A 16,601-nucleotide genomic window follows, 5' to 3' on the forward strand; every position below is an offset into this window, starting at 1 on the left:
CCCCAGACCACCCCCGGTATCCAGGTGGCTCCCAGCGAGCGCGCAGATACTTCATCCCATGAGCGATGGCCCGAAGATCCTTATCGTCGATGACGAACCCAACATCCGCGACCTGCTGACCACGAGCCTCCGGTTCGCCGGGTTCGCGGTCCGCGCCGTCGGCAACGGCGCCCAGGCCATCTCGGCCGTCCTCGAGGAGGAGCCCGACCTCATCATCCTCGACGTGATGCTGCCGGACATGAACGGCTTCGGCGTCACCAAGCGCCTCCGAGCTGCCGGGTACACGGCGCCCATCCTCTTCCTCACGGCGAAGGACGACACCGAGGACAAGATCACCGGCCTCACCGTGGGCGGCGACGACTACGTCACCAAGCCGTTCAGCCTCGACGAGATCGTCGCGCGCATCAAGGCGATCCTCCGCCGCACGATGCACGCCGACGAGGACGCCATCATCCGCGCGGGCGAGCTCACCATGGACCAGGACACGCACGAGGTCCTCGTCGGCGAGGAGCCGATCGAGCTGAGCCCCACCGAGTTCAAGCTGCTGCGCTACCTCATGCTCAACCCCAACCGCGTGCTGTCGAAGGCCCAGATCCTCGACCACGTCTGGGAGTACGACTTCAATGGCGACGCCGGCATCGTCGAGTCGTACATCTCCTACCTGCGCCGCAAGCTCGACCAGCACTCCTCGGAGCCGGTCATCCAGACCAAGCGCGGGTTCGGCTACATGCTCAAGGCCGCCAAGTCCTGATCCTCCGGGCCCGCACGGGGACCCGCTCCACCTGAACGGCCGGACGCCCCTGGGCGCCCGGCCGTTCGCACATGCTGGGTCGCATATCCTCGACCCAGGTCAGCGAGACGGGAACACGAGGTGCGGCCAGTGCACGACTACGTGTCGGAGAAGTGGAACAACGTCTCCCTGCGCACCAAGATCACGAGCGTCACGGTGCTCCTGCTCCTGCTGGGCCTCCTCGTCTCCGGCGCCGGCACCATGTACCTGCTGCGGCAGCAGATGGTGAGCCAGCTCGACGCGCAGCTCCGGGTCACCATCACGCAGCTCCCGAAGGTGCTCAACACGGACGCCTCGATGCCGGACACGTTCACGCAGGACGACGTCGCCACCGCGGATCCGGCCTGGTTCGTGGTGCTCCTCGACGCCCAGGGCGACGTCCTCGCCGACAACTGGACGGGCGACTCCGCGGAGCACCCCCGCGTCTTCGGCCTCGACCTGGCGCGCGCCTCCCAGATCAACAACGAGATCGTCGTCTTCTCCGACAACTCCGGCAAGAAGGCGTGGCACGGCATCGTCCGCGTGTCGCAGAACGCCTCGCCGGACGCCATGGAGTACTCGACGCTCGTCGTCGCCCGCCCGCTGGAGCAGGTGGACGACCTCGTCGCCACGTACATCGTCATCTTCGCGAGCTTCGGCCTCGCCGTGGTCGTCCTCGGCGCCGCGGTCACCCGCATGCTGGTCACCAGCACCTTCGGCCCCCTCCGCGAGGTCGAGCGCACCGCGGCCGCCATCGCCGGCGGCGACTTCAGCCAGCGCCTCGGTGGCGCGACCCCGAACACCGAGGTCGGTCGCCTCAACCGCTCCCTCAACATGATGCTCAGCCGGATCGACCGCGCCTTCGCCGACCGCGCGAAGACCATCGACCAGATGCGGCGCTTCGTCGGCGACGCCAGCCACGAGCTCCGCACACCCCTGGTGTCAGTGCGCGGCTACGCCGAGCTGTACCGGATGGGGGCTCTGCAGACGCCCGAGGACGTCTCGCAGGCCATGGAGCGCATCGAGAAGGAGGCCATCCGCATGGGTGGGCTGGTCGAGGACCTCCTGGAGCTCGCGCGGCTGGACGAGACGAAGCCGCTGCAGCTCGCGCCCGTGGACCTCTACCCCATCGCGCGCGACGCCGCCCTCGACGCGATGGCCTCCTCCCAGACGCGCACCGTCACGGCGCTCCCGCCCGTCCTCGTCAACCCCGTCGGCCCGGTCCTCGACGCCGACGGCCTCGAGCCCACCCAGGATCTGTCACCGGACGCGCAGCGCGGCACCGCGACGACGTCGGGGAACGACGCGACCGGGCCGATCGCCTTCGCCGGCGCCACGCTGTCTCGGTTCCGCGCGCGGCGCTCGCGCCGCCCCGGCGAGACGGCGACGGACGCCCTCTCCCCCACCCGCCCCGGCGACGACGACGTGCGCGTCCCCGCCGAGGGCTTCGCGATGGTCTCCGCGGAGGAGAACAAGATCCGGCAGGTGGTCACCAACCTCATCGGCAACGCGGTGCGCTTCACCCCCGCCGGCAGCCCGATCGAGCTGGCCACCGTCGTCGACGAGGCCGCACGGGAAGCGCGCATCGAGGTCCGCGACCACGGGGACGGCGTGCCGCCACAGATCCGCGAGAAGATCTTCCAGCGCTTCTGGCGCGCCGACACGTCGCGCACCCGGGAGACCGGCGGCAGCGGGCTCGGTCTCGCCATCGTGTCCGCCATCGTCGCGGCGCACCGCGGCCGCGTCGACGTCGTCGAGACCGAGGGCGGCGGCGCGACCTTCCGCGTGATCCTGCCCCTCCTCCCCAGCGCCGAGAACCCCGCGACCCCCACCGCCAGCGCTCCCGCATCACCCGCGTCCTGATCGCCGCATAGCCTCCGCCCGTCCCACGACGAGAAGGAGGAGACGCATGACGAGGTACCAGGTGGACAGCGAGGCCGTCCTGTCGGCCACCGCGGCGGTCCAGGGCAGCATCGGCCGCATCCAGGCGGAGGTGGCGGGCCTGCACGGCCAGCTCGCCGACCTGCAGGGGTCGTGGACCGGCAGCGCGGCGACAGCGTTCCAGGGCGTGGTCGCCGAGTGGAAGGGCACGCAGCAGCGCGTCGAGGAGGCGCTGGCGAGCATCAACCAGGCATTGAGCGCCGCCGCCCGGCAGTACGCGGAGGTGGAGGAGGGCAACGCCCGCATGTTCGCGCACTAGCCGCATCCGCACTCCGGCCTCGCGGTCGGATGACCGGAGCACGACGAAGCGGGCGGCCCCCTGAGGGACCGCCCGCTTCTCCGTGCTGATCGTGCTGGTGGGCGGGGCGTCTCCGCCCCACCCGGTCGGACTAGAAGTCCATGCCACCCGTGGGGTCGCCGGCCGGGGCCGGGTTCTTCTCGGGCTTGTCGGCGACGACGGCCTCGGTCGTCAGGAACAGACCGGCGATGGACGCGGCGTTCAGCAGAGCCGAGCGCGTGACCTTCACCGGGTCGTTGATGCCCGCGGCGAGCATGTCGACGTACTCGCCCGTTGCGGCGTTGAGGCCGTGACCCGAGGGGAGGTTGCGGACGCGCTCGGCCACGACGCCGGGCTCGAGGCCGGCGTTGAGGGCGATCTGCTTGAGCGGAGCGTCGACCGCGACGCGGACGATGTTCGCGCCCGTCGCCTCGTCGCCCTCGAGCTGGAGCTTCTCGAACGCGAGCTTGCCGGCCTGGATGAGGGCGACGCCACCACCGGCGACGATGCCCTCCTCGACGGCGGCCTTCGCGTTGCGGACGGCGTCCTCGATGCGGTGCTTGCGCTCCTTGAGCTCCACCTCGGTCGCCGCGCCGGCCTTGATGACGGCGACGCCGCCGGCCAGCTTCGCGAGGCGCTCCTGGAGCTTCTCGCGGTCGTAGTCGCTGTCGGTGTTGCCGATCTCGTTGCGGATCTGCTGCACGCGGGCCGCGATCTCGGTGGCGTCTCCGCCACCCTCGACGATCGTGGTCTCGTCCTTGGTGATGACGACCTTGCGGGCCGTGCCGAGCAGGTCGAGGGTGACGTTCTCGAGCTTGAGGCCGACCTCCTCGGCGATGACCTGGCCACCGGTGAGGATGGCGATGTCCTGCAGCTGCGCCTTGCGGCGGTCGCCGAAGCCGGGGGCCTTGACGGCGACCGACTTGAAGATGCCGCGGATCTTGTTGACGACGAGCGTGGCCAGGGCCTCGCCGTCGACGTCCTCGGCGATGATCAGGAGCTGCTTGCCCGACTGGATGACCTTGTCGACGATCGGCAGCAGGTCCTTGATGTTCGAGATCTTCGAGTTGACGATCAGGATGTACGCGTCCTCGAACACGGCCTCCTGGCGCTCGGGGTCGGTGACGAAGTACTGCGACAGGTAGCCCTTGTCGAAGCGCATGCCCTCGGTGAGCTCGAGCTCGGTGCCGAAGGTGTTGGACTCCTCGACGGTGACGACGCCCTCCTTGCCGACCTTGTCGATCGCCTCGGCGATGATCGCGCCGATGGTGGAGTCGCCGGCGGAGATGGACGCGGTGGCGGCGATCTCCTCCTTGGTCTCGATCTCCTTCGCGGCGGCCTTGAGCTCCTCCGTGACGGCCGCGACGGCCTTCTCGATGCCGCGCTTGAGGCTGATGGGGTCGGCGCCCGCGGCGACGTTGCGGAGGCCCTCGCGGACCAGCGCCTGCGCGAGGACGGTCGCGGTGGTCGTGCCGTCGCCGGCGACGTCGTCGGTCTTCTTGGCGACCTCCTTGACGAGCTCCGCGCCGATCTTCTCGAACGGGTCGTCGAGCTCGATCTCCTTGGCGATGGACACGCCGTCGTTCGTGATGGTGGGGGCGCCCCACTTCTTCTCGAGGACGACGTTGCGGCCACGCGGGCCGAGGGTCACGCGGACCGCGTCGGCCAGGATGTTCAGGCCGCGCTCGAGGCCGCGGCGGGCTTCTTCGTCAAAAGCGATGATCTTAGCCATGTGTATCTCTCGTCCCTCCCGGACGTCAGGAAAAAGGCAGTCGTCTAGCACTCCCCGTGAGGGAGTGCCAGGGACGATTCTGGCACTCGCCCTACGGGAGTGCAAGCGAGCCGCTCACAGGCCGGGCGCCGGGCGGGACGCGACGACGCCGCCGCCCGGACGGGCGACGGCGTCGTGGTGGGATGCTCCCTAGGCCAGCGTGACGTTCTCCGCCTGCAGGCCCTTGGAGCCCTGACCGATCTCGAAGGCGACGCGCTGCCCCTCCTCGAGGACCTTGTAGCCGGACATCTCGATCGCCGAGTAGTGGACGAAGACGTCCTGCTGGGCAGGACCGCCCTCGACGGCGTCCACGGTGATGAACCCGAACCCCTTCTCCCCGTTGAACCACTTCACGGTGCCGTTGGCCATGTGCTTCTCCATGTGCGAATGCGCGGTGTCGGGAGCGCGGTGCCGCCACCCCCGGGTCGGCCGCGGGATCCTGCATCGACCCCGCGCCACGCCCTCGGGACGTACGGCGCGCAGCACCTGGACGCGGCGGGCGTGCGACCAGGCAGCACGATAGACAGAGCCGACGATGCGCCGTCGGGTTACTCCACGGACACGGCTCGGCGTGCCGAGACGGAGTCGGTCAGCCCTTGGCGGCGTAGTCGGCGCCGAGCACGGCCGTCAGCTTGGACGCCTGGGCCGCCGCCGTGCCCTCGGCGGGCCGGAACTGGTCGGACTGCGCCACGTCCCCCACCCCCAGCTCCGCGACGAGGCCGCGCGCCGCGCCCTCGTCCGCATCGTCGTAGTAGTAGACGGTCGTGGTGGCGATGTCGGTGGAGCTGGCGTTCAAGCGGGACGCGATGGCCCAGCCCTCCTTCTGGAGCGCCGTCGCGGCCCGGGCCGAGAGACCTGACGTCCTCGTGCCGTTGAGGACGGTCACGACCATGCCGGGAACGGCGGTGGGAGCCGCGGTCGGCTCCTCCGTGGGCGCCGCCTCCTCGGACGAGCCGCCGCTCGGGATGATGTCGGTGAACGAGACCCGGTCATTGATGACGAAGAGCCCGACGACGCCGAGGCCCACTAGCAGGCCGGTCGCGAGGGCCGCCCACGCGAAGGCGCGGAAGCGGTGGTGAGGCGGACGGGGCGCGCGATGGGCGCCCACTCGGCTCAGGTCGCCGGGGACCTCGTCGAAGCGGTCGGGAGCGTGGGAGGGCATGGGGGGTCTCGTGTCTCCTCGGTGGGGCGCGGGGTCAGCGCGCGGTCGGTCGGTGCGGGAGACCGGTGGGCAGGGCGCGTGCTGCGCGCGCGGCGGCGCGCGTCTCGCGGAGTCGCAGGAGGCGCCCGACGAGGAGCGGGTCGTAGGCGAGGGCCTCGCGCGTCTCGAGCAGGGATCCGAGCAGCTGGTAGTAGCGCGTGGCCGAGAGGCCGAAGGTCTGGCGGATGGCCTCCTCCTTCGCCCCGGCGTGACGCGTCCAGTCCCCCTCGAAGTCGAGGACCGCGCGGTCGCGGGCATCGAGCTCGACGACCGGATGCGGTCCGGCCGCCGGAGCGGTCGTGGAGCTGGTCTCGCGCTGGTCCACGGCATGCTCCTTCCCCGACATCCCCCACATACTAGGTGCGCCTCGCTGGGCGCCTCGCGCAGCATGCCGGGGTGTCCACGCACCGCGACGGGCACGGCGGCACCGCATCGCGTCCGCTCGCATCCCGGAGCGGATCGTCCCCCGCATGCAGGAATCGACGGGGGCCCGCGGCGGTTGTCCATGGAGGCGCGCTGGGACGCCGCCCCTAGGATCGACCAGCGAGAAAGGACCCGCACATGGCCTACGAGATCGAGAAGACCGACGACGAGTGGCGCCAGGAGCTCTCCCCGGAGGAGTACGCGGTGCTGCGCCAGCAGGCCACCGAGCGCCCCTGGACCGGCGAGCTGCTGGACGAGGAGCGCACCGGCGTCTACGGCTGCAAGGCCTGCGGCGCCGAGCTCTTCACGAGCGACACCAAGTTCGACTCCCACTGCGGATGGCCGAGCTTCTACGCGCCGAAGGAGAGCGACGCCGTCAAGCTGTACACGGACACGAGCCTCGGCATGAAGCGCGTCGAGGTCGTCTGCGCCCGCTGCGGCTCGCACCTCGGGCACGTCTTCGACGACGCGCCGCAGACCCCCACCGGCGACCGGTTCTGCATGAACTCGGTCTCCATGTCGTTCCGCACCGCGGAGTGATCGACGTGCCGCGGCATCGGGCGGGCGGAACCCCCGACCCGTCCGGGCCCGGCACCCCCGCGAAGGACGGACCCGTCCTGGAGGCGCTCCGCGGTCGCCGGTCCCGCTCATCCGTGGGCGGAGCGGCCCCGACGCACGAGGAGCTCGTCCCGCTCGTCGCCGCGGTCTCCCGGCTCGCCGACCACGGCGGGCTCCGACCCTGGCGGGTCATCGAGATCCGCGGAGGCGCGCGCGACCGGCTCGGCGCCGCGATGGACGAGGCGGCGGGCGATCCCGGATCCGGCAAGCACCGCAAGAAGACGCACCGCGCGAGCCTCCTCGTCGCCGTCGTCGCGAGCCGCACCCCGAGCCGCAAGGTGCCGGACTGGGAGCAGGAGGCGGTCGCCGCGGGTGTCGCGCACGCTCTCACGCTGCTGCTCGAGGAGCAGGGATGGGGTGTGTTCTGGCGCACCGGCAGCCTCACGCGCAGCGAGCCGGTGCGACGGATGCACGGCCTGCGCGACGGCGAGGACCTGCTCGGCTGGCTCTACGTCGGCGACGTCGCCGACGACGACAAGGGCCCGCGTCAAACCGTCGACAGCGAGCGGATGATCACCGTCCTCGACTGAGGGAGCGGCATCGAGAGCCGGCCACGGGACTCGAACCCGTAACCGCCGCATTACAAGTGCGGTGCGCTACCAATTGCGCCAGGCCGGCCGACGGACCTCGCGGGCCGTCGATCCATCATACGAGCCGCGCTACGGCGCGGTCGTCGGGGTCTCGGACGGCGCGGGCGTCGGGGTGGGGGTCGTCGTCGCGTCCTGGCCGGCGGCCTGGAGCACGAACGCGGCGAACGCCTTCGCGTCGTCCGGCTGGCCCGTGTACTGGCGGTCGCCCACCACGATGATCGGCGCGCCCACGACCTTGTCGACGTTCGAGTCGGGGATCTCGCCGTCCAGGACGCGATCCGTCGCGGCGTTCACCCAGGACTGGAACCGCTGGTCGGAGACGCACTTCGCGATGTCGGAGGAGCTGGCGCCCGCCTGCCCGGCGAGCTCGACGATGCGATCGTCGCTGAGGCCCGTGCTCTGCTCGGCGGGCTGCTCCGCGAAGAGCGCGGAGTTGAAGGCCCAGAAGTCGTCGGGTGCGGAGTCGGCCACGCACGCGGCCGCGTTGGCCGCCCGCAGGGAGTAGGCCTGCGACTTGCTGGTGAGGATCGCGACGGGGTGGATCTCCACCGTGGCCGCGCCCGACTGGAGCCAGCCCTCCATCTGCGCGCCGTTGGTGTCCTGGAACTCCTTGCACGCCGTGCAGAGGTAGTCGACGTACACGCGGATGTGGGCGACGCCTGCCGCCTCGGACCCCGTGGGCACCGGATCCTGCTCCGGGTCGAGGGCCTTCGTGGGCGTGGCCGCGAGGTCCTTCCCGATCAGGATGCCGTCGCTCGCCATGTTCTGCGGCCCGGGCCCCGCGGGACGCGCGCCCTGGACGACGACGAGCCCGACCACCACGACCACGGCGACCAGGGCCGCGGCGATCCCGCCGCGGATGGCGTAGCGGCCCACGACATCGCGACGACGCTGCTTCACGCGGTTGAGCCGCGCCTTCTCCCGAGCGGCCTCGCGGCGTCGTCGGTGACCGCCGTGCGGTTCGTGCGCGGGCGGCGTGCTGCTCATGGATCCTCGCTCAGTGGATGGGGAGTCGGGCGCGGGCGGGCTCCCGGACGACCTCAGGACTCTAGGCGGCCAGTCTGGGAAAGCGGTGACGCGGCGGGCGCGGGTGCATCGCCGCAGGAGACGATACAGGCCCGCGGCACCCTGTCCTCGGGTGGGGAATAGCCGCCGATCCGCATCGTGCCGGGCTTCCCGACCACAGACCCGCGTGCAATACTCATCGGGTGGTCGTCGTCGCCCACAGCGATGAGCCATGAGCATCACATCCATCACCACGGATCGTCGGGCACGTACCTGCCCGTGAAGGAGAACACCGAAATGGCATCTGTAACTTTCGACAAGGCCACGCGCCTGTACCCGGGCTCGACGCGCCCCGCGGTCGACCAGATCGACCTGGAGGTCGCCGACGGCGAGTTCCTCGTCCTCGTCGGCCCGTCCGGCTGCGGCAAGTCGACCACCCTCCGCATGCTCGCGGGCCTCGAGGAGGTCAACGACGGCAACATCTTCATCGGCGACCGCAACGTCACGGACGTCCCGCCGAAGGACCGCGACATCGCGATGGTGTTCCAGAACTACGCGCTGTACCCGCACATGACGGTCGCCGAGAACATGGGCTTCGCCCTCAAGATCGCGGGCGTCGGCAAGGACGAGCGCGCCACCCGCGTCCTCGAGGCGGCCAAGCTCCTCGACCTCGAGCCCTACCTCAGCCGCAAGCCCAAGGCCCTCTCCGGCGGCCAGCGCCAGCGCGTGGCCATGGGCCGTGCGATCGTCCGCCAGCCCCAGGTCTTCCTCATGGACGAGCCGCTGTCGAACCTGGACGCCAAGCTCCGCGTCCAGACCCGCACGCAGATCGCGTCGCTCCAGCGCCGCCTCGGCGTCACCACGGTCTACGTCACCCACGACCAGACCGAGGCCCTCACCATGGGCGACCGCATCGCGGTCCTCAAGGACGGCGTCCTGCAGCAGGTCGGCACCCCGCGCGACCTGTACGAGAAGCCGCAGAACGTCTTCGTGGCCGGCTTCATCGGCTCGCCCGCGATGAACCTCTTCACCGCGAACGTCGTCGACGGCGGCGTGCAGTTCGGCACCGCCGTGGTCCCGGTCGAGCGCGACGTGCTCACCAACGCCACAGGCGGATCCGTCACCATCGGCGTCCGCCCCGAGGACGTCGTCGTCAGCACCTCGCAGGGCCAGGGCCTCTCGGTCACGGTCGACCTCGTCGAGGAGCTCGGCGCGGACGGCTACCTCTACGGCCACACCGACATCGAGGGCAAGCGCACCGACCTCGTCGCGCGCGTCGACGGCCGCCTGCACCCGAACGCCGGCGACACCGTCTTCATCACGCCGCAGCCCGGCCACCTCCACGCCTTCGACGCCGAGAGCGGCCTCCGCCTCAACGCGCCGGTCGCCGCGAGCTGATCGAACCGATCCACCACCGCTGCCGCGGTCCCCACGCTCCCCTCGCCGGGAGCGCCGGGGCCGCGGCAGCGGCGTTTCCGCGGTCGGGTAGGGTCGCAGCATGGCCGGATCCCTGAACATCACCTCGGCGACGGTCGATCCCGCGCTCCTCGACCTGCCCTGGCAGCTGCCGCTCGACGAGTGGCCCTCGTCGGCCATCGCGACCCTCCCCAAGGGCATCTCCCGGCACCTCGTCCGCTTCGCGAACCTGTCCGGCTACGTCATCGCCATCAAGGAGACCACCGACGAGATGGCCCGCGGCGAGTACGACATGCTGCGCACGCTGCAGCGGCTCGAGATCCCGTGCGTGGAGCCCGTCGCGGTGATCATGAACCGCACCGACGAGGACGGCGACCCGCTCAAGTCGGTGCTCGTCACGCGGCACCTCAAGTTCTCGCTCCCCTACCGGGCGCTCTTCTCGCAGCAGCTGCGGCCGGACACCGCGACGCGCCTCGTCGACGCCCTCGCCGTGCTGCTCGTGCGCCTGCACATGATCGGCTTCTTCTGGGGCGACGTCTCGCTCTCCAACACGCTCTTCCGCCGCGACGCGGGAGCGTTCGCCGCCTACCTGGTGGACGCGGAGACCGGCAAGCTGTTCAACGGCGGCCTCTCCAACGGCCAGCGCGAGAACGACCTCGAGATCGCGCGCGTCAACATCGCCGGCGAGCTCATGGACCTCGAGGCCGGCGGCCGCATCGAGGAGGGGCTCGACCCGCTCGAGACGAGCACGCGCATCGTGGCCCAGTACCGCACGCTCTGGAAGGAGCTCACCGGCCGCGAGGAGTTCCCGACCTCGGAGCGCTGGCGGATCAACGAGCGCGTCGACCGCCTCAACGACCTCGGCTTCGACATCGAGGAGCTCGCGATCCGCACGACCGCCGAGGGCTCGCAGGTGCGGATCCAGCCCAAGGTCGTGGACGCCGGGCACCACCAGCGCCGGCTGCTGCGCCTCACGGGCGTGGACGCGCAGGAGAACCAGGCGCGTCGGCTCCTCAACGACCTCGACTCGTACACGGCGACGTTCGACAAGCAGGACCTCGACGAGGAGATGGTGGCGCACGAGTGGGTCGCGCGCGTCTTCGAGCCCGTCGTGCGGGCGATCCCCCGCGACCTCCGCGGCAAGCTGGAGCCCGCCGAGATCTTCCACCAGCTGCTCGAGCACCGCTGGTACATGTCGCAGAAGCTCAGCAGGGACATCCCGCTCGCCGAGGCCGTGACCGCGTACGTGCAGGACATCCTCCGGCACCGGCGCGACGAGGCCACGGTCATCGACCCGCCCACCGAGTCGATCGGCGTCATCGAGGACGAGTCGGACGTGCCGATCACCGAGGCAGAGGCCGCGGAGGACTGGCGCACGAAGGTCTGACCGCCCTCCGCGCAGGGCGCACGCACGAGGAGCCGGGACCCTGGGGTCGCGGCTCCTCCTGCGTGCGGTGCGCTACTTCCGCTTCGCGGCGCGCAGCTTGCCGATCTCGTAGAGCGTGACGCTCGCGGCGATGCCGGCGTTGAGCGACTCGGTGGATGCGCCGATCGGGATGGAGACGACGGTGTCGCAGGTCTCGGTGACGAGGCGCGAGAGGCCCTTGCCCTCGGATCCCACGACGACCACGATGGGGCGGTCGGCGAGCGTGAACTCGTGGAGCGACATGTCGCCGCCGCCGTCGAGCCCGACCACGAAGACGCCGCGCTGCTTGAGCGCCTTGAGCGTCTGGGTGAGGTTCGACGCCATGGCGACGGGCGTGCGTGCGGCGGCTCCCGCCGAGGTCTTCCACGCGCTGGCGGTGAGGCCGACCGAGCGACGCTGCGGCACGATCACGCCGTGGCCGCCGAACGCGGCGACCGAGCGGATGATCGCCCCGAGGTTGCGCGGGTCGGTGATCCCGTCGAGCGCCACCAGGAGCGGCAGCTGGCCGCGCGAGATGGTCTTGTCGAGCAGCTCGATCGCGTCCGCGTACTCGTAGGGCGGCACCTTGAGGGCCAGGCCCTGGTGGACGGCGTCGTGACCGGCGATGCGGTCGAGCTCGGGGCGCATGACCTCGAGCACGGGGATCCCGCGCCCGGTGGCGAGCGACAGCACCTCCTTGACGCGGTCGTCGTACTCGATGCGCGAGGCGATGTAGAGCGCGGTCGCGGGGATCTTGGCACGGAGCGCCTCGACGACCGAGTTGCGACCGGTGACGACCTCGGACTCGTCCTGCTGCTTCGCGCGGCGGGCGCGCGGGGCGTCCGCACCTGCGGGACGGTCGGTCGCGCGGGCGCGCGGCGCCGCGGATCGGGGTGCGGGCGAACGCTCGGCGCGCTCGTCGCGGCCGCGGTTGGCGCCCGCGGACGCCGCCTCGTACCGGTCCTTCGCGAGCTTGCGCTTGCCGGCGGGGTGGTAGGGCCGGTCCTCGGCCTTCGGCGTGGGCTTCTTGCCCTCCAGGGCCTGCCTGCCCTGCCCTCCGGATCCCTTGAGCGGACCCTTCTTGGTCTTCCGTACCGCGCCTGAGCGGCTGGGCTTATTCGCCATCGATGCTCCAATGCGACCCGCCAGGCGAGTCCTCTATCGTGATGCCGGCCTCGGCCAGCTCCTGTCTGATGCGGTCGGCGAGGGCGAAGTCCCTGGCCTCCCGCGCGGTCTGTCGCTCGGCGATCCGGTGCTCGACCAGCGCCTGCAGCGCACGGCGCGCGGGCTGGTCGGACGCGGTGCGCCACTCGTCGGCTAGCGGATCGATCCCGAGCACGGCCACCATCGCGGAGACGTCCGCGCGCAGCGAGGCCGCCTCCTGGAGGTCGCCGGCGTCGAGGGCGGCGTTGCCCGCGCGGACGGCGTCGTGGAGCACGGCGAGCGCCTGCGGGACGCTGAGGTCGTCGTCCATGGCCTCGGCGAACTCGGCGGGCACGGCGGCGGGCGAGCCGTCGGGCGCCGCGGGCGCGGCCTGGAAGCGCGTGCCGGCGAGGCGGCGGGCGCTGCGGTCGAGGAAGGTCTCGATGCGGTCGAGGGCGGCCTCGGCCTCGGCGAGCGCGCCGTCGTGGAACTCGAGGGTCGACCGGTAGTGCGCGGACCCCAGGAAGTAGCGGACCACGACCGGCCGTGCCGAGGCGAGCAGGTCGGCGGCGAAGAGCGAGTTGCCGAGCGACTTGCTCATCTTCTGGCCGGCGACGGCGACGAGGCCGTTGTGCAGCCAGTAGCGGGCGAACGGATCCCCCGCGGCCCGCGACTGCGCGAGCTCGTTCTCGTGGTGCGGGAAGCGGAGGTCGAGGCCGCCGCCGTGGATGTCGAACTCGGCGCCGAGGTAGCGCGTGGACATCGCGGAGCACTCGATGTGCCAGCCCGGGCGGCCGGAGCCCCACGGCGAGGGCCACGACGCGCTCGCGGGCTCGCCGGGCTTCGCGCCCTTCCAGAGGGCGAAGTCGCGCACGTCGCGCTTGGCGCGCGGATCCGCGTCGGCGGCGGCCTCCATGTCGGCTGCGCGCTGGCGGGTGAGCTCGCCGTACTCGGGCCAGGAGGCGGTGTCGAAGTAGACGTCACCCGATCGGTCGTCCGCCGCGTACGCGTGACCGCGCTCGACGAGGCGCCGGATGATCTCCTGCATCTCGCCGATGCTCGCGGTGGCGCGCGGCTCGTAGCTGGGCGGGAGGATCCCGAGGGCCGAGTAGGCGCGGGAGAACTCGAGCTCGACGCGGTAGGCGAGCGCCCACCACTCCTCGGTGCCGCCGGCCTCCTGGCCGCGGCGGGCGTTGTCGATGACCTTGTCGTCGATGTCGGTGACGTTGCGCACGAGCGTCACGTCGAGCCCGCGGTGGGTGAGCCATCGGCGCAGCTGGTCGTACGCGAGCGCGCTCCGGAGGTGGCCGATGTGCGGCGCGGACTGCACCGTGGGACCGCAGACGTAGATGCCGACCCTGCCGTCGACGAGCGGCACGAAGTCCCGCAGGGACTGCGTCCGGGAGTCATGGAGGCGCAGGGTCACAGAGAGATCCTAGTCAGCGCGCATCCGCGCCCCCGCCGGATGACGGGCCGGGACGGCGGTCGACGGCCGTCGCGACAGCGCGGTCAGAGGCGCTCGACGAGGGCCGTCGCGACCGCGGCGACGCCGTCGCCGCGACCCGTGAAGCCGAGCCCGTCGGTGGTCGTGCCGGCGAGCGAGACGGGCGCGCCCACGGCGGCCGAGAGGATCCGCTCGGCCTCCGCCCGCCGCGGCGACAGCTTCGGGCGTACCGCCATGACCTGCACGGCGACGTTCACGATCCGGTAGCCGGCGTCGCGGACGAGCTCCGCGGTCCGCCGCAGGAAGACCTCGCCGTGCGCGCCGTCCAGCTCCGGGTCGTCGGTGCCGAAGATCCCGCCGATGTCGCCGAGGCCCGCGGCGGAGAGGAGCGCGTCGCACATCGCGTGGCTGACCGCGTCGCCGTCGCTGTGCCCCGCGAGACCCGCCTCGCCCGGCCAGTGCAGTCCGGCGAGCCAGAGCGGCTGCGTGGCGTCGACCGCGTGGACGTCGGTGCCGATGCCCGAGCGGAGGCGCGAGCTAGCGGATCCCGCGCCCGCGTCCCGGGCGACGAGCTCCTCCGCGCGACGGAGGTCCCACGCGGTGGTGACCTTGAAGGCGAGGGCGTCGCCGGGGATCACGCGGACGCGTCCGCCCGACGCCTGGAACAGGGCCGCGTCGTCCGTGTGCTCGGCGGCGGCCCGTGCGTAGGCGGCGTCGAGCGCGGCCCGCGGGAATCCCTGCGGGGTCTGGACGCCGACCAGGTCGCTGCGGTCGACGGTGCCGAGGCACTCCCCCGCCGGATCCACGCGCTTAACGGTGTCGGTGACGGGCAGGCCGGGGACGACCCCGGCGCCCTCGGCGCGGACGGCGCGCGCCACGGCGGCGAAGAGGTCGGTGGGCGTGAGCGCGCGCGCGGCGTCGTGCACCAGGACCGTGTCGACGGATCCGACGAGCGCGGCGAGGCCCGCCCGCACGGATCCCTGCCGGGTCGCTCCCCCGACGACGACCGCGACGGATCCGCGTGCCGCGCCCGCGACCGCGTCGACGACGGCGGATGTCTCGGCCAGGTGCGTGTCCGGCGCCACGACGACGACGTGCGCCTCCTCCGCGAGGCCGAGGACCGAGCTCAGGGAGCGGGCCAGCAGCGTCACGCCGCCGACCTCCACGAGCGCCTTCGGGATCCCCGCCCCGAGCCGCGTGCCGCTTCCCGCGGCCACGACGACGACGCCCAGCCGTGGCCCGTCCGTCGCGCCGCCATCGGTCGCGGGGGCGGACGGGACGACGGGGTCGTGGCTCATGCGGTCAGGCTACCGGCGGCGACGCGCGCCGACGGCGGACGGATCAGGAGGCGAGGACCTCGTCGAGCAGCGTGGACGCGTGCTCCTCGTCCGTCTTCTCCGCGAGGGCCAGCTCGCCCACGAGGATGCCGCGGGCCTTCTGCAGCATGCTCTTCTCGCCGGCGGACAGGCCGCGGTCCTGGTTGCGGCGCCACAGGTCGCGCACGACCTCCGCGACCTTCAGCACGTCGCCCGACGCGAGCTTCTCGAGGTTCGCCTTGTAGCGCCTCGACCAGTTGGTGGGCTCCTCGGTGAACTCGGCCCGCAGCACCGCGAAGACGCTCTCCACGCCCTCGCGCCCGATGACGTCGCGCACGCCGACCATGTCGACGTTCTCGGCGGGCACCTCGATCTGGAGGCCGCCCTGGTTGACGTCGAGCTTGAGGTACAGCTTCTCCTCGCCCCGGATGACGCGCTTCTTCACCTCGATGATGGTCGCCGCCCCGTGATGCGGGTACACGACGGTCTCGCCGACCTCGAAGAGCATGGGTTCCCCGTTCTGTGGACTTCTCCCCAGGATACCAGCCGGGTCCCGCGCGCCCGCGGGCGGTCGGGCGCCACCCGATCCCGTAGGCTGAGAGGGTCAGCTGATCCAGCGCGGACGCCTCCGGACGCCCCGGCGCCGGCCCGCGCGACAACAGGAGGGTCCCGTGAGAGCGCGTACCGCATCGTCCATCGTCCTCGCGGCCCTGATCGCGGTCGGCACGTCGTCGTGCACGTTCATCACGCCCCAGGCCACGCAGATCTCCTACTTCCCGAGCGACGGCTTCGACGCCACGGTCGGCGACATCCAGGTGCGCAACGCCATCCTCCTCACCGAGGGCGGATCCGCGGCCGGCGCGAGCCTCGTCGTCACGCTGGTCAACAACTCGGGCGACAGCCAGCGCGTCGCCTTCCAGCACGAGCTCACCGAGGGCAGCGCGGACCGCGAGACGCGCACCGTCACGGCGGCCCCCGGCCTCACGAAGTTCGGCGCGGAGGACTCCCAGCGCATCACCTTCGACTCGGTCGACCCGACGCCGGGCTCGCTCACCAAGATCTACATCCAGTACGGCGACGCCGAGGGCGTCGAGATGGACGTCCCCGTGCTCAACGGCGACCAGGAGACGTACACGAACCTCGTCCCCGGTGAGACCGGATCCACCCCGGACACGAAGGTCACCACGACTCCCGGCACGACCGAGGGCGACGAGGGCCTCGGGGACAGCACGAACTAGCCCGCGGCTCGCGCACGCGGCCTCGCACGACGAAGGCCCCGCCC

17 protein-coding genes and 1 tRNA gene are annotated in these 16,601 nt (G+C 71.7%); 8 read left to right on the top strand and 10 right to left on the bottom strand.

The annotated features are described in order from the left end of the window. Positions 1 to 58 precede the first annotated feature (58 nt). The 3 genes from K0V08_RS08255 (at position 59) to K0V08_RS08265 (ending at position 2,969) form a co-directional block, all read left to right on the top strand. A complete protein-coding gene (locus K0V08_RS08255) occupies positions 59 to 751 on the top strand; it encodes a response regulator transcription factor (RefSeq protein WP_012039163.1) in 693 nt (230 codons plus the stop codon). Between the two features lie 120 nt (positions 752 to 871). After that, positions 872 to 2,632: a sensor histidine kinase gene (locus K0V08_RS08260; RefSeq protein ID WP_079534896.1), complete on the top strand. Its 1,761-nt coding sequence runs from the start codon at positions 872 to 874 to the stop codon at positions 2,630 to 2,632. Between the two features lie 46 nt (positions 2,633 to 2,678). Next, entirely contained in the window at positions 2,679 to 2,969 is a 291-nt protein-coding gene (locus tag K0V08_RS08265) for a WXG100 family type VII secretion target (RefSeq protein WP_012039165.1), read from the top strand. A gap of 130 nt (positions 2,970 to 3,099) precedes the next feature. Here the strand turns inward: K0V08_RS08265 and groL are convergent, their stop codons facing one another. The 4 genes from groL to K0V08_RS08285 form a co-directional block, all read right to left on the bottom strand. Continuing rightward, complete coding sequence (gene groL, locus K0V08_RS08270) at positions 3,100 to 4,719, bottom strand: chaperonin GroEL (RefSeq protein ID WP_012039166.1); 1,620 nt, start codon at positions 4,717 to 4,719, stop codon at positions 3,100 to 3,102. Positions 4,720 to 4,908: 189 nt separating this feature from the next. Continuing rightward, positions 4,909 to 5,127 carry a cold-shock protein gene (locus tag K0V08_RS08275; RefSeq protein WP_012039167.1) on the bottom strand — a complete coding sequence of 73 codons (219 nt, stop codon included), beginning with the start codon at positions 5,125 to 5,127 and terminating at the stop codon, positions 4,909 to 4,911. A 220-nt stretch (positions 5,128 to 5,347) separates the two neighbouring features. Then, complete coding sequence (locus K0V08_RS08280) at positions 5,348 to 5,920, bottom strand: LytR C-terminal domain-containing protein (RefSeq protein WP_012039168.1); 573 nt, start codon at positions 5,918 to 5,920, stop codon at positions 5,348 to 5,350. A gap of 34 nt (positions 5,921 to 5,954) precedes the next feature. Beyond that, the gene (locus tag K0V08_RS08285) at positions 5,955 to 6,284 is read right to left on the bottom strand and encodes a DUF3263 domain-containing protein (RefSeq protein ID WP_079534898.1); all 330 of its coding nucleotides are present in this window, start codon (positions 6,282 to 6,284) and stop codon (positions 5,955 to 5,957) included. Between the two features lie 236 nt (positions 6,285 to 6,520). Here K0V08_RS08285 and msrB point away from each other — a divergent pair, with 236 nt between their 5' ends. Next, positions 6,521 to 6,922 carry a peptide-methionine (R)-S-oxide reductase MsrB gene (gene msrB / locus K0V08_RS08290; RefSeq protein ID WP_012039170.1) on the top strand — a complete coding sequence of 134 codons (402 nt, stop codon included), beginning with the start codon at positions 6,521 to 6,523 and terminating at the stop codon, positions 6,920 to 6,922. Between the two features lie 5 nt (positions 6,923 to 6,927). Then, entirely contained in the window at positions 6,928 to 7,530 is a 603-nt protein-coding gene (locus K0V08_RS08295) for a nitroreductase family protein (protein WP_079534979.1), read from the top strand. A 15-nt stretch (positions 7,531 to 7,545) separates the two neighbouring features. On the opposite strand, the gene K0V08_RS08300 is transcribed toward K0V08_RS08295, so the two are convergent. Next, positions 7,546 to 7,618, bottom strand: a tRNA-Thr gene (locus tag K0V08_RS08300). A gap of 41 nt (positions 7,619 to 7,659) precedes the next feature. Further along, entirely contained in the window at positions 7,660 to 8,577 is a 918-nt protein-coding gene (locus K0V08_RS08305; protein ID WP_012039172.1) for a DsbA family protein, read from the bottom strand. A gap of 315 nt (positions 8,578 to 8,892) precedes the next feature. Between K0V08_RS08305 and K0V08_RS08310 the strand changes: the two genes are divergently transcribed. Together K0V08_RS08310 and K0V08_RS08315 are read left to right on the top strand one after the other, a co-directional pair. After that, positions 8,893 to 9,993, top strand: a complete 1,101-nt coding sequence (locus K0V08_RS08310) for an ABC transporter ATP-binding protein (protein WP_012039173.1) — start codon at positions 8,893 to 8,895, stop codon at positions 9,991 to 9,993. 100 nt (positions 9,994 to 10,093) lie between these two features. After that, on the top strand, positions 10,094 to 11,398 hold the full coding sequence (locus K0V08_RS08315) for a DUF4032 domain-containing protein (protein ID WP_012039174.1): 1,305 nt from the start codon (positions 10,094 to 10,096) through the stop codon (positions 11,396 to 11,398). A 72-nt stretch (positions 11,399 to 11,470) separates the two neighbouring features. On the opposite strand, the gene rlmB is transcribed toward K0V08_RS08315, so the two are convergent. The 4 genes from rlmB to K0V08_RS08335 all read right to left on the bottom strand — a co-directional run bounded on the left by rlmB (position 11,471) and on the right by K0V08_RS08335 (position 15,827). Beyond that, positions 11,471 to 12,541 carry a 23S rRNA (guanosine(2251)-2'-O)-methyltransferase RlmB gene (gene rlmB / locus K0V08_RS08320; RefSeq protein ID WP_012039175.1) on the bottom strand — a complete coding sequence of 357 codons (1,071 nt, stop codon included), beginning with the start codon at positions 12,539 to 12,541 and terminating at the stop codon, positions 11,471 to 11,473. Next, positions 12,531 to 13,985, bottom strand: coding sequence for a cysteine--tRNA ligase (gene cysS / locus K0V08_RS08325; protein ID WP_079534900.1), 1,455 nt, complete (start codon positions 13,983 to 13,985; stop codon positions 12,531 to 12,533). Before cysS ends, rlmB begins: the two co-directional genes overlap by 11 nt. Positions 13,986 to 14,068: 83 nt before the next feature. Continuing rightward, complete coding sequence (gene ispD, locus K0V08_RS08330) at positions 14,069 to 15,301, bottom strand: 2-C-methyl-D-erythritol 4-phosphate cytidylyltransferase (RefSeq protein WP_079534902.1); 1,233 nt, start codon at positions 15,299 to 15,301, stop codon at positions 14,069 to 14,071. Between the two features lie 43 nt (positions 15,302 to 15,344). Then, positions 15,345 to 15,827, bottom strand: coding sequence for a CarD family transcriptional regulator (locus tag K0V08_RS08335; protein ID WP_012039178.1), 483 nt, complete (start codon positions 15,825 to 15,827; stop codon positions 15,345 to 15,347). A 163-nt stretch (positions 15,828 to 15,990) separates the two neighbouring features. Here K0V08_RS08335 and K0V08_RS08340 point away from each other — a divergent pair, with 163 nt between their 5' ends. Then, positions 15,991 to 16,557 carry a hypothetical protein gene (locus K0V08_RS08340; RefSeq protein WP_079534904.1) on the top strand — a complete coding sequence of 189 codons (567 nt, stop codon included), beginning with the start codon at positions 15,991 to 15,993 and terminating at the stop codon, positions 16,555 to 16,557. Positions 16,558 to 16,601 lie beyond the last annotated feature (44 nt).

Origin of the sequence: Clavibacter michiganensis (genome assembly GCF_021216655.1) — a bacterium.
In the GTDB taxonomy this organism is placed as follows: domain Bacteria; phylum Actinomycetota; class Actinomycetes; order Actinomycetales; family Microbacteriaceae; genus Clavibacter; species Clavibacter michiganensis.